This window comes from Pseudaquabacterium inlustre (assembly GCF_038066595.1).
In the GTDB taxonomy this organism is placed as follows: domain Bacteria; phylum Pseudomonadota; class Gammaproteobacteria; order Burkholderiales; family Burkholderiaceae_C; genus Pseudaquabacterium; species Pseudaquabacterium inlustre.
Genome location: NZ_JBBUTH010000008.1, coordinates 462946 through 475259 on the forward strand (window position 1 = coordinate 462946; position 12314 = coordinate 475259).

The window sequence follows — 12314 nt, forward strand, 5'->3', positions numbered from 1 at the left end:
CCCAGCCCCCGCCAGGCGGGGGCTCCAGTTTGAGTTTCGATGAGGGCCGCTTCAGCGGCCCAAAAGGTTTGCGATGAGCGACAGCAACACCCCCCAGCAACCCGCCTCGGGCGCCGACGGCGGCTATGGCTCGGACGCCATCCAGATCCTGGAAGGCCTGGAGGCGGTGCGCAAGCGCCCGGGCATGTACATCGGCGACACGAGTGACGGCACCGGCCTGCACCACCTGGTGTTCGAGGTGGTGGACAACTCGATCGACGAGGCGCTGGCCGGCCACTGCGATGACATCATCGTCACCATCCACTCCGACAACTCGATCAGCGTCATCGACAACGGCCGCGGCATCCCCACCGGCGTGAAGATGGACGACAAGCACGAGCCCAAGCGCAGTGCGGCCGAGATCGCGCTGACCGAACTGCACGCCGGCGGCAAGTTCAACCAGAACAGCTACAAGGTCTCGGGTGGCCTGCACGGCGTGGGCGTCAGCTGCGTCAACGGCCTGAGCCGCTGGCTGCGCCTGACCGTGCGCCGCGAAGGCAAGGTGCACCAGATCGAGTTCGCCCGCGGCATTCCGCAGGACATGCCCACCGAAGTGCGCGATGGCTTCGAAGTGCGGCCGCTGAAGATCGTCGGCGAGACCGAGAAGCGCGGCACCGAGGTGCACTTTCTGCCCGACACCGAGATCTTCCAGCAGAACAACGACTTCCACTACGACATCCTGGCCAAGCGCCTGCGCGAGCTCTCGTTCCTGAACAACGGCGTGAAGATCCGCCTGGTCGACGAGCGCAACGCCAAGGAAGACAACTTCGCCTACGCCGGCGGCGTGAAGGGCTTTGTCGAGTTCATCAACCAGGGCAAGAAGACCCTGCACCCGAACATCTTCCACGCCCTGGGCGACAAGATCAGCGACCAGAACACCAACATCGGTGTCGAGGTGGCCATGCAGTGGAACGATGGCTTCAGCGAGAGCGTGCTGTGCTTCACCAACAACATCCCGCAGCGCGACGGTGGCACCCACCTCACCGGCCTGCGTGCGGCGATGACCCGCGTGATCAACAAGTACATCGACGACAACGAGCTGGCCAAGAAGGCCAAGGTCGAGATCAGCGGTGACGACATGCGCGAAGGCTTGGCCTGCGTGGTCAGCGTCAAGGTGCCCGAGCCCAAGTTCTCCAGCCAGACCAAGGACAAGCTGGTGTCCAGCGAGGTGCGCGGCCCGGTGGAAGAGATCGTCAGCAAGCTGCTGACCGACTGGCTGCTGGAGAACCCGCTCGACGCCAAGATCATCTGCGGCAAGATCGTCGAGGCCGCCCGCGCCCGCGAGGCCGCGCGCAAGGCCCGCGAGATGACGCGCCGCAAGGGCGTGATGGACGGCCTGGGCCTGCCCGGCAAGCTGGCCGACTGCCAGGAGAAGGATCCCGCGCTGTGCGAGATCTACATCGTGGAGGGCGACTCCGCCGGCGGCAGCGCCAAGCAGGGCCGCGACCGCAAGTTCCAGGCGATCCTGCCGCTGCGCGGCAAGATCCTGAACGTGGAGAAGGCGCGCTACGAAAAGCTGCTGAGCAGCGACTCGATCGTCACGCTGATCACGGCGCTGGGCACCAGCATCGGCGCCGAAGAATTCAACATCGACAAGCTGCGCTACCACCGCATCATCCTGATGACCGACGCCGACGTGGACGGTGCGCACATCCGCACGCTGCTGCTCACGTTCTTCTACCGCCAGATGCCCGAGCTGGTGGAGCGCGGCCACATCTACATCGCCCAGCCGCCGCTGTACAAGGTGAAGGTGGGCAAGCACGAGCAGTACCTGAAGGACGGCCACGAGCTGGACAGCTTCCTGCTGAAGGTGGCGCTGGATGGCGCTTCGGTGTGGCCCGACGGCCCCACTGGCAGCCGCCCCGCGCTGAGCGGCGACACCCTGCAGGAACTGGCCCGCAAGTACGCCGTGGCCAACCAGGTGATCGAGCGCCTGAACAACTGGATGGACCTGGACGCGCTGCGCGCCATCGCCAACGGCCTGGAACTGGACCTGGACGACGCCGCCAAGGCCGAGGCCAGCGCCGTGGCCCTGCAGACCGCGTTGAACGACGCCACGGTGGAATCGCAGTTCGATGCCCGCACCGACAAGCACCTGCTGCGCATCAGCCGCCGCCACCACGGCAACGTGAAGGCCAGCGTCATCACGCAGGACTTCGTGCATGGCGCCGACTACGGCGCGCTGAAGGAAGCCGGCGTCACCTTCAAGGGCCTGCTGGGCGCCGACGCCGTGGTGCGCCGCGGCGAGGGCGAGAAGATGAAGGAGCACAAGGCTGCCGACTTCCGCGCCGCGATGGCCTGGCTGCTGGCCCAGGCCGAAAGCGCCGTGGGCCGCCAGCGCTACAAGGGCCTGGGCGAGATGAACGCCGAGCAGCTGTGGGACACCACCATGGACCCCACCGTGCGCCGCCTGCTGCGTGTGCAGATCGAAGACGCCATCGAAGCCGACCGTGTGTTCACGATGCTGATGGGCGACGAGGTGGAACCGCGCCGCGATTTCATCGAGACGAATGCGCTGAGGGCGGCGAATATCGACGTGTAAGATTCCTAACGCGTTTAATACGCGTCCTTCGTCAAGGCTCATGGATCACATCGAACGCCGGCTGCCATCCCAGCAATGACACGCCGTCTCGCCGACCTGACCGATCCGGCCGCCGTCCAGGCCGTGCTCGACGAGTACCGGCGTTTGGGTCAGCAGGCCTTTCTTGCCAAGTACGGGTTCGGCCGCGCCAGCGGCTATGTGGTGCGTGATCCGCACAGTGGGCAATGGGCCGATTCGAAGGCCATCGCGGGTGTGGCGCTCGGGGTGCAGTTTCCGGCCGAGGGGCCGCTGCGGGCGTCCGAGTTTTCGGGCGGCGCGGCCACGGTGGTTCGCTGCCTGGCCAGCCTGGGATTCGAGGTGCGATTCGCGCGGGACCACGGTGACCGCTTCCGCCTGTACCGGTTGTTCGACTTCCGTGCTGCACCACGCATGTTCGAACTGGCCGGACCGATCGAGCAGCACTGCCTGCTGGATGCGGTGAGTTTCCGGGCCAGCTTTGGCTGAGGTGGCATGTCCGTCCCGCACCCCGACAACCTGGCGGACTACCGCGAGCGACTGTCCCGGCTGAATGTGAATGTGCGCGACGGCCGCGCCAGCCCGCACAAGGTGTGCATGCTGCTCGCGGTGCTGGACCTGGCGATGGCCGGCGGACTGACCGAGAACCTGATCCGCTATGCGCCGCCGCTGCTGGAGCGCTACCGTCGCTATTTCGACGCGGTGCGGCGCGAGGGCGATCACGCCAATCCGCACTTCCCGTTCTTCCACCTGAAGGGTGCCCTGCGGCGCGGCGGTGAGAGCTTCTGGCATCTGGTGCCGCTGCCCGGCCGCGAGCAGGCAGCGCAGGCACTCGCTTCGGCGCGCAGCGACGGCGACATCGTTCGCAACTTCGCCGGTGCCCGCCTGGATGACGCCTTGTTCGCGCTGGTGCAGCAGGCAGAGGCGGCACAGGCGCTGGCGCAGTGGCTGGCCGAGCGCTGGTTCGACCGTGGCCTGCAGGAACTGGGTCGCATGGCGCAGCGCGGCATGGCGGCCGCCCGTTATGAACGGGCAATCCGCACAGGGCTGACCCTGGCCGCGGCTGAGCCGGTGCCGGAGTACGTGCGCTCGCCGGCCTTCCGCCGCGTGGTCATCGAGCTGTACGACTACCGCTGTGCCGCCACCGGCCACCGCGTGCTGCTCGAGGGTGGCGAGGCCATGGTGGAGGCGGCCCACATCCATCCGTTCGCCGAGACCGGTGATGACGATCCGCGCAACGGCATCGCGCTGACGCCCGACATGCACTGGGCCATGGACCGCAACCTCATCGCGCCAGGACCGGACCTGCGATGGCACGTCAGCGCAGCCCTTGACGACCGCGTGCCGGATCTGCAGCGCCTGGTGGGGCTGAAGGGCCGCGCCCTGCTGTTGCCCGAGCAGCGCGCGATGTGGCCACGCGAGGCGGCGCTGGCCTGGCGTCTGGCGCGGCTGCGCGATCCAGGCTGGCGACCGCCGATGCCGGATTGACGTCTGGTGGCGACCGGATGGGGCCCGAAGTGCGACGCTCCATCGCCCACCGCCGCGGCTGGCCCCCGCCAACCGCCATTCATCCCATCCCCGCCACGTGCCCGGCCGGTTCTGGCAGCATCCACCCCCGCCTGTGCACGTCGCCCGGGTCTGAGTTGGGAGGCTCGCTTGGCGTCTTCATCGTCCACTGTCGTTCGTTCACGCGTTGTGCCCGTGCCGCCTGGGGTGTGTCGGCTGCCGTTTGCCCCGCTGGCCCTGTGCTGCGCCATCGCCGCGGCATTTCCGCTGGTCGCGCAGGCCCAGCAGGCCGGCCCCGATGCCGGTGCCGATGCGCCGCAGCGCGAGGCCACCAGCGTGCAGCGGGTCGAGATCGCCGGGCGGCAGGGCGCCACCGAGCTGCGGCGTGCGGCCAGCGTGGCCAAGCAGATCTACGACCGGGAAGAGATCGACCGCCACGGCGACACCAATGCGCTGGATGTGCTGCGGCGGCTGCCGGGCGTCAACGTGGGCTCCGACGGGCCGCGCATGCGCGGGCTGGGCGCGGGCTACACGCAGATCCTGATCAACGGCGATCCGGCGCCGCCGGGCTTCGCGCTCGACCAGCTGAGCCCGTCGCAGATCGAGCGCATCGAGGTGCTGCGGGCGCCCACGGCCGATCAAAGCGCGCAGGCCATTGCCGGCACCATCAACATCATCCTGAAGGACGCGCCGCGCAAGTCGCAGCGCGATCTGCGCGTGGGCCTGGTGGATGGCGTCGACCGCCCGATGGGCTTTGCCAACCTGACGCTGGGTGAGTCGAAGGGTCCGGCCGCGCTGTCGTTGCCTGTGTCGCTGTTCGAGTGGCACCGCGAGAACCGCATCACCACCGAGCGGCGCATGGCCGGCACCGACGGCCTGCCCGCGCTGGGCCGCCAGCAGGCGCAGCAGGAGGTGTGGGGCTGGGGCTACAACCTGGGCCCGCGCCTGAACTGGAAGTTCAGCGACGACGAGTCGCTGTCGCTGCAGGGCTATGCGCAAAAGGGCTACTGGAACAACCGCAGCGACTACGCCAACCAGGCGGTGTCGGGCCTGCCGGTGTTCGACGACGACACGGCCCAGCACGGCAGCTGGGAGAACCGCCGCGCCAACCTGGTGTGGGCCAACCGCTTCCGGCCCGAGCAGCGCATCGAGCTGAAGGCCGGCGCGCAGCTGTCGAAGTGGACCTTCGATGCCAGCAACTTCACCGATGCCGGCGCGCTGAAGCTGCACTCGGTGGGCGGCGGCGTGGACGAGGGCCTCACCCAGGCCGGCAAGTACAACCTGCTGCTGGGCGAGGCGCACAGCCTCACCACCGGCTGGGATCTGGAGGCGCGCCAGCGCGACGAATGGCGCCTGACCACCAATGCTGCCGGCCAGGCCCAGCTGCCGGCCTACGACGGCCAGCCCTTCAGCGCCCGCGTGCGCCGCACCGCTTTCTACGTGCAGGACGAGTGGGAGATCTCGCCGCAGTGGCAGCTGTACCTGGGCCTGCGCCACGAGGCCATCCGCACCGAGAGCCGGGGCACCGATGCGGCGTCGGCGGTGGTCAACACCAGCCGGGTGATGTCGCCGCTGGCGCACATGACCTACAAGTTCGACCCCAAGGGCCGCGACATGGTGCGCGCCAGCCTCACGCGCAGCTACAAGGCGCCCAACCTGGGCTCGCTGCTGGCGCGGCCGTCGATCAATTCCAACTACCTCGACACCAGTCAGGCCAACACCGCGCTGCAGCCCGACCGCATCGGCAATCCGCTGCTCAAGCCCGAGCTGGCCACCGGCCTGGACATCGCCTTCGAGCACTACCTGGCCAACGGCGGCTTGTGGAGCGTGGGCGTGTTCCACCGCCAGCTGAAGGACGTGGTGCGCACCGTCACCACCGGCCCGCAGGCGGTGAGCTGGGCCACGGCGGCGCGCTATGTGGCGCAGCCGGTCAACTTCTCGTCGGCCACCACCAGCGGCGTGGAGCTGGAGGTCAAGGGCCGGGCGTCCGACCTGCTGCCGCCGCTGGCGCAGGTGTTCCCGGTGGGGGCCAAGGCGTTGAACCTGCGCGGCTCGCTGAACTTCTACCGCTCGCGCGTGGCCGCCCTGCCGGGGCCCGACAACCGGCTCGACGGCCAGCAGCCCTGGTCGGCCACGCTGGGCTTCGACCAGCGCATCGCCGGCCTGCCGCTGATGGTGGGCGGCAGCCTGGGCCTGAACCCGGCCTACGACACCCAGCTCACGCTGGACCAGACGCTGCAGCGCAGCCGCACCACCAGCATCGACCTGTTCGGGGTGTGGATGTTCCGCCCGGGGCTGTCGATGCGCCTGGCCACCAGTGCCGGCGTGCAGCCCTTCGGCCCCAGCAACGGCACCAACGCCACGCTGTACGGCAGCGGCGACTACTCGCGCACCGAGCGCTACACGCGGCCGCAGTTCAACCTGTCGCTGGACCTGAAGCTCTGACGCAGGCGCGTGCCCGCTGGCTCAAGCGGGCGTGGCCGGGTCGATGAGGGCCAGGGCCGAGGCGACGGGCGCGGCCTCGCGCGGGCGCACCAGCTGCGCCTGCGGCTGGCCGTCGCGCAGGAACACCAGCGTGGGCCACAGCTTCACGCCGAAGCCGCGGCCCAGCGCGCGGCCGGGGCCGTCTTCCACGCGCACATGGCGCACGCCGGGATGGGCCTGCAGCGCCGCAGCCACCACCGGCCGCGCGGCGCGGCAATGGCCGCACCAGTCGGTGCCGAACTCCAGCAGCACCGGGCCGGCCAGGGCGTCCAGTTCGGCGCGGGTGGGGGCCTCGGTGGGGCTCAGGTACAGGGCAGCGTCACTCATGCCGGCATTGTGAAGCGACGGGCCGGCCCGCGCCGCCGCGTTAGGCTTGGTGCAAGAGCCCGCCGGGCCGCCCCAAGGGCGACGACCGGAAGGCGCAGCCTGAAGGTATCCCAGTGACCACCCTGCCCACCCTGCCCGCCCAGCCCGAGCCGCCGGCCCCGCTGCCGCCGGATTCGCTGGCCGCCCTCACGGCCGATCTGCGCGCCTTTGCCGCCGCGCGGCACTGGCAGCCCTTCCACGCGCCCAAGAACCTGGCCATGGCGCTGAGCGTGGAGGCGGCCGAGCTGCTGGAGCACTTCCAGTGGCTGACCGAGGCGCAGAGCCGCGCGCTGCCCGCCGCCCAGCGCGCCGAGGTGGCACAGGAGGTGGCCGATGTGCTGCTGTACCTGCTGCAGCTGGCCGACCAGCTGGGCATCGACGCGGTGCAGGCCGCGCGCGCCAAGATGGCGCTGAACGCGCAGCGTTTTCCGGTGCCGGCGGCCGGGGGCTGAGTCCGCCACGGGGTCAGGCGCCGTCGGGGTGGTGGGCGCGCCACTCCTGCGTGCGGCCGCCGTAGCCATAGGCCGCGGCACGCACATCGTGCACGTGGATGTAGCTCTCCTCGTGCAGCGGGCCCAGCACATCGCCCAGCGCGGCATGGGTGGCGGCCATGAAGCGCGCCTTCTCGGCCTTGGTGTTGGTCTCGTCGGTGATGGTGATGGCCAGGTGGTAGCTGCGCAGGCCGCTGTCGGCCAGCGCACGGCCGGCCACGAACCAGGTGGCCGGGTCGATGAAGTCCACCGCGATGGCGATCAGCTCGGGCCGCTTGCCCAGGTGGGTGACGGTCAGGCGCTGCAGCAGCGCGGCAGCGCGGGCGGCCAGGTGGCGGTCGGGTTCGGCGGCGATGCGCAGGGTGAGCAGGGGCATGGTGGGGTGTCCGGGGTCTGGCGGGCAGGGTGCAGCGGGCGGGGTCGGGCGGGCTCACAGGCCCGCTGGCGGCAGGGTCTGGCGCAGCGACCGGTGGCGCTGCAGCCGGTGCAGCCAGCGCGCGGCGCTGCGCTGGCTGGCCGTGGCGGCCGTGGCCAGCACCGCATCGGCGGCGCGCCACAGTTCGCCCACGGCCGCCCGGCGCAGGCGGCGGGCTTCGGCACGGGCCTGGTCGTGCAGGGCGTTGAGCAGTGCGGGATCGGTGAGCAGCGGGTCCATGTGTGGCTCCAGCAAGTGAGGTGGTGCTGTGCACTTTATGGAGTGGCAAACCGGCCGGAAACCGCATGAAATGTGAATCGGTTTTGCAGAAGCTGCATCACCAGCCACAATGCCCGCCATGGATCTGGACGACGCCGCGCTGTTCCTGCGCATCGTGGAGCTGGGCACGCTGTCGGCCGCGGCGCGCGAGCGCGACTGGCCGGTCAGTCAGGTCAGCCGGGCGCTGGCGCGGCTGGAGGCACGCTGCGGCGTGCGCCTGCTGCACCGCAACACCCACGGCCTGAGCCTCACCGACGAGGGCGACACCGTGCTGGCCCATGCACGCCGGCTGCTGGATGTGCGCGCCGAGCTCGACAGCGCGCTCTCGGGCCGCCTGGCCGGGCCCAGCGGCTGGGTGCGGCTGAGCGTCAGCACCATCACCGCCGAGACGGTGATCGCACCCAGCCTGCCGTCACTGCACGCACGCTACCCGCAGCTGCAGCTGGACATCAGCACCGACGACCGCGTGGTCGACCTGGTGCGCGAGGGCGTGGACATCGCCATCCGCACTGGCAGCCCGGCCAGCGAGACGCTGGTGGCGCGGCAGATCGGCATGCTCAGCCGCGGCCTGTACGCCGCGCCCGCCTATGTGCGGCGCCACGGACTGCCCGAGACGCCGCAGGCCCTCGACCAGCATCGCCTGGTGGGCAACAGCGTGCATCCGGCGCTGAACCTGTGGCCGATGACGCCCGGTGACGGCGCCCCACGCCAGCGCAGCACCGAGACCTACACGGCGCGCGGCCACACCCGCGCCGACAGCACGGCCGTGGTGCTGTCGCTGGTGCGCGCGGGGGCCGGCATCGGCCGCATCGTCAACATCGCGGCCGAGCCGCTGGTGGCGGCGGGCCACCTGGTGCGGGTGCTGCCCGGCTTCACCCAGGGCGAGCCGGTGCCGCTGTACGCGGTGATGCTGCAGGAGCGCCACCGCCTGCCCAAGCTGCGCGCCTGCATCGCGCACTGGGCCGACTGGCTGGCCGGGCGGGTGCCGCCGCTGGATTGACCCCGGCCCAGCCGTGGCCGTGGCCGCGACCGTGTCCGCGATCGCGCGGGCCTCAGCGGCTGGCCGGGACGGCGGGGGTGGCGGGGGTGGCGGGCGTGGCCGGAATCAGCATCACGCCCTGGGTGCCGCCCAGGCAGCCGGTGGTCTGGCCGGGGGCGCAGGGCGGCAGCGGCGGGTGGCGCGACTCGATCTTGAACTTCAGATAGCGCAAGTGCGGCGCGAACAGGCCCGAGAACAGCATCACCACGGTGAACAGGGTGACGCCCACGATGGCCAGCCGCTGCCGCGGCCGCACGGGCCGGTAGGGGTTGCGCCGGAAGATCTCGGACAGCCGCAGCTTCATGCCACCGTGACGCCCTTGCCGAAGGCCACGCGGCCGGCGATCTCGTGCGCCGCATCGCTGGGCTCGGGGTAGAACCACACGCTGTCGGGCAGCATCTCGCCGTTGACGAACAGGCTCATCCAGCGCGCCTGGCCCTTCCACGGGCAGCTGCTGCGGTGGTTGCTGAAGGTGGTGTATTCGCGCTTGAGGCTGGCTTCGGGGAAGTAGTGGTTGCCTTCCACCAGCACGGTGTCGTCGCTCTCGGCGATCACCACGCCGTTCCAGGTTGCTTTCATGGCGCAGGCCTTGTTGGGGTGCGGGGCCGCCAGTGTGCCTTGTCGCGCCGCATGCCGCGGCCACCCGGAAATGCGAAAGGCCGGCAAAGGCCGGCCTTCGGGCTGCACCCGGGCTCCCGTCGAAGCCGGGGTGCCAGCAGGCGTCGAATTACTTCGAGGCGGCAGCGGCGGCCGGCTTGGCAGCCTTCTTGGCGCTGTGCTTCTTGGCGTGCTTCTTGCCAGCTTTGGCGGCCACGGCCGGGGCGGCGGTGGTGTCCTTGGCCACGGGGGTGGCGGGCGTCTGGGCGAAGGCCACGGCGCCAGCGGTGGACAGCAGGGCGGCGATGAGGAGGTTCTTGGTCATGGAAGGTGTCCTGTGGTGATCCGGGCTGCACGGCTGTTGCGCCGCGCTTGAGCAGGCCAGGATTTCACCCGGCTTGTCCGATACAACGTCCGGCCGATCCCCGCGGTTGACAGTGCGGCCGGGCAGGGGTCAGGCCGCGCCCGGCTTCAGCCAGGCCTGCACCAGGCGCACCCAGTAGCTGGCGCCGGTGGACAACACGCGGTCGTTGAAGTCGTAGCCGGGGTTGTGCACCATGCAGCCGCCCTCGCCCGGCCCCATGCCCTCGCCGTTGCCCACCACCAGGTAGCAGCCGCGGGCCTGCTGCAGGAAGAAGGCGAAGTCCTCGCTGCCGGTCAGCGGCTGCATGTCGGCGATGACGCCGTCCTCGCCCAGCCAGTCGATCGCCACCTGGCGGGCGAACGCCGTGGCCTCGGCGTCGTTCACCAGCACCGGGTAGCGGCACTCGTACTGCACCTCGGCGCGCGCGCCGTACACGGCGGCCTGGGTCTGGGCGATCTCGGTCACGCGCTGCTGCAGCAGTTCACGCACGTCGGGGCGCAGCGCGCGGATCGACAGCCGCAGCTCGGCCGTCTGCGGGATCACGTTGGGCGCCTCGCCGGCGTGGATGGCGCCCACCGTGACCACGCCCATGTCCAGCGGCGGCACGTTGCGCGCCACCACGGTCTGCAGCGCCATCACGATGCTGGCCGCGGCCACCACCGGATCCACCGCCTTCTGCGGCACCGCGCCGTGGCCGCCGGTGCCGTGCACGGTGATGGTGGCCACATCGCTGCTGGCCATGAACGGCCCGGCGCGAAAGCCGAACTGCCCGGCGCGGTGTCCCGGCATGTTGTGCAGCGCGAACACCCAGTCGCAGGGAAAGAGCGTCAGGAAGCCGTCTTCCAGCATCTTGCGCGCGCCGCCCAGGCCCTCCTCGGCGGGCTGGAAGATCAGGTGCACCGTGCCGTCGAACGCGCCGCTGTCGCGCTGCGCCGCCAGGTGGCGCGCGGCGGCCAGCAGCATGGCCGTGTGGCCGTCGTGGCCGCAGGCGTGCATCTTGCCGAACACCTTGCTGGCCCAGGGCTGGCCGCTGGTCTCGACGATGGGCAGCGCGTCCATGTCGGCGCGCAGGCCAATCGTGCGCGGGCCGTTGCCCATCTTCAATGTGCCCACCACGCCGGTGCCGCCCAGGCCGCGGTGCACGGCATAGCCCCAGCGCGCCAGCCGCTCGGCCACCAGGTCGCAGGTGGCGAACTCCTCGAAGCCCAGCTCGGGGTTGGCGTGGATCTGCTGGCGGATGGCGATGGCCTCGGCCTCGTGGGCGCGGATCTCGTCGAGGGCGGGCAGCGGCGTGGGGGCGTTCATCGGCGGCCTTTCGAGGGGGTGACGGAGCGTCAGGCGGGCGCGTGCTCGCGCCGGGCGGCGCGGGCGGCGTGCAGAAAATCGACCAGCAGCGGCTCGGCATCCAGCCGGTCGCTGCGGCGCCAGTGGAACTCGGGGTGCCACTGCACGCCCACCACGAAGCTGGCGCCGGTGTGGCGGATGGCCTCCACCGTGCCGTCGTCGGCATCGCGCGCCTCCACCACCAGGCCCTCGCCCAGTCGGTCCACCGCCTGGTGGTGGATGCTGTTGACCAGCGGCCGCGGCGGCGTGCCGGCATACAGCGCGGCCAGGCGCGAGCCGGGCTCGAAGGTGATGGCGTGGTGCCACTCGTCGTAGGCCGCGCGGTCGACATGGGGCCGCGTGCCAGGGCGCTGCGTGACGATGTCTTGCAGCAGGCTGCCGCCGAAGGCGACGTTGATCAGCTGGTGGCCGCGGCAGATGCCGAACACCGGCTTGCCGGCGGCCACGAAGGCCTCGATCAGCTCGATCTCGTAGCGGTCGCGCACGATGTCGCCGCCCCACTCGGGGCGCAGCGGCTGCTGGCCGTACATCGTGGGGCAGACATCGGCGCCGCCCTGCAGCATCAGGCCGTCGAGCAGGTCGACATAGCCCTTCAGGTGCACGCGCCGACGTGCCACCTCGGCGTCGTGGCCGAGCGTGGGCACCATCAGTGCCAGCGCGCCGTGGGCCATGATCCAGTGCGCGAAGCTCTGCTCCAGGTACTGCAGCGTCTTGCCGCGAAAGCCCAGCTCGGCGGGCACCTGGTGCATCAGGCGGGTGGAGATGCCGATGCGCAGCGGGTGGGAACTCATCGTCGGGCGCGCTCCTTGGGCCCGGGCGGCTGGCCCGGGCAT

The 12314-nt window shown here is 70.6% G+C and carries 14 protein-coding genes; 6 read left to right on the forward strand and 8 right to left on the reverse strand.

Annotated elements, in window-relative coordinates:
- The first annotated feature begins 73 nt into the window (after positions 1-73).
- The 4 genes from gyrB (at position 74) to AACH10_RS16560 (ending at position 6547) form a co-directional block, all read left to right on the forward strand.
- Complete coding sequence (gene gyrB / locus AACH10_RS16545) at positions 74-2581, forward strand: DNA topoisomerase (ATP-hydrolyzing) subunit B (protein ID WP_341411558.1); 2508 nt, start codon at positions 74-76, stop codon at positions 2579-2581.
- Between the two features lie 75 nt (positions 2582-2656).
- Entirely contained in the window at positions 2657-3085 is a 429-nt protein-coding gene (locus AACH10_RS16550) for a ScoMcrA-related endonuclease (protein WP_341411559.1), read from the forward strand.
- Between the two features lie 6 nt (positions 3086-3091).
- Positions 3092-4084, forward strand: coding sequence for an HNH endonuclease (locus AACH10_RS16555; RefSeq protein ID WP_341411560.1), 993 nt, complete (start codon positions 3092-3094; stop codon positions 4082-4084).
- 225 nt (positions 4085-4309) lie between these two features.
- Positions 4310-6547 carry a TonB-dependent receptor plug domain-containing protein gene (locus tag AACH10_RS16560; protein ID WP_341411561.1) on the forward strand — a complete coding sequence of 746 codons (2238 nt, stop codon included), beginning with the start codon at positions 4310-4312 and terminating at the stop codon, positions 6545-6547.
- A 21-nt stretch (positions 6548-6568) separates the two neighbouring features.
- Here AACH10_RS16560 and AACH10_RS16565 read toward each other — a convergent pair whose 3' ends face one another.
- On the reverse strand, positions 6569-6913 hold the full coding sequence (locus tag AACH10_RS16565; protein ID WP_341411562.1) for a thioredoxin family protein: 345 nt from the start codon (positions 6911-6913) through the stop codon (positions 6569-6571).
- Between the two features lie 122 nt (positions 6914-7035).
- Between AACH10_RS16565 and AACH10_RS16570 the strand changes: the two genes are divergently transcribed.
- Positions 7036-7404, forward strand: coding sequence for a nucleotide pyrophosphohydrolase (locus tag AACH10_RS16570; RefSeq protein WP_423228621.1), 369 nt, complete (start codon positions 7036-7038; stop codon positions 7402-7404).
- 13 nt (positions 7405-7417) lie between these two features.
- On the opposite strand, the gene AACH10_RS16575 is transcribed toward AACH10_RS16570, so the two are convergent.
- Together AACH10_RS16575 and AACH10_RS16580 are read right to left on the reverse strand one after the other, a co-directional pair.
- Positions 7418-7819 (reverse strand): tautomerase family protein, encoded by a 402-nt coding sequence (locus AACH10_RS16575; RefSeq protein WP_341411563.1) that lies wholly within the window; start codon positions 7817-7819, stop codon positions 7418-7420.
- A 54-nt stretch (positions 7820-7873) separates the two neighbouring features.
- Positions 7874-8098: a hypothetical protein gene (locus tag AACH10_RS16580; protein WP_341411564.1), complete on the reverse strand. Its 225-nt coding sequence runs from the start codon at positions 8096-8098 to the stop codon at positions 7874-7876.
- 118 nt (positions 8099-8216) lie between these two features.
- On the opposite strand from AACH10_RS16580, the gene AACH10_RS16585 reads away from it, so the two are divergent.
- Complete coding sequence (locus AACH10_RS16585; RefSeq protein WP_341411565.1) at positions 8217-9137, forward strand: LysR family transcriptional regulator; 921 nt, start codon at positions 8217-8219, stop codon at positions 9135-9137.
- Positions 9138-9189: 52 nt separating this feature from the next.
- On the opposite strand, the gene AACH10_RS16590 is transcribed toward AACH10_RS16585, so the two are convergent.
- From AACH10_RS16590 to AACH10_RS16610, 5 genes are all read right to left on the reverse strand, one after another.
- Positions 9190-9480, reverse strand: coding sequence for a hypothetical protein (locus AACH10_RS16590; protein ID WP_341411566.1), 291 nt, complete (start codon positions 9478-9480; stop codon positions 9190-9192).
- A complete protein-coding gene (locus tag AACH10_RS16595; RefSeq protein WP_341411567.1) occupies positions 9477-9755 on the reverse strand; it encodes a DUF427 domain-containing protein in 279 nt (92 codons plus the stop codon). Before AACH10_RS16595 ends, AACH10_RS16590 begins: the two co-directional genes overlap by 4 nt.
- Positions 9756-9903: 148 nt before the next feature.
- Positions 9904-10098 (reverse strand): hypothetical protein, encoded by a 195-nt coding sequence (locus AACH10_RS16600; RefSeq protein ID WP_341411568.1) that lies wholly within the window; start codon positions 10096-10098, stop codon positions 9904-9906.
- A gap of 129 nt (positions 10099-10227) precedes the next feature.
- The gene (locus AACH10_RS16605; RefSeq protein WP_341411569.1) at positions 10228-11442 is read right to left on the reverse strand and encodes a M20 aminoacylase family protein; all 1215 of its coding nucleotides are present in this window, start codon (positions 11440-11442) and stop codon (positions 10228-10230) included.
- Between the two features lie 29 nt (positions 11443-11471).
- Entirely contained in the window at positions 11472-12272 is an 801-nt protein-coding gene (locus tag AACH10_RS16610; RefSeq protein ID WP_341411570.1) for a gamma-glutamyl-gamma-aminobutyrate hydrolase family protein, read from the reverse strand.
- Between the last annotated feature and the right edge of the window lie 42 nt (positions 12273-12314).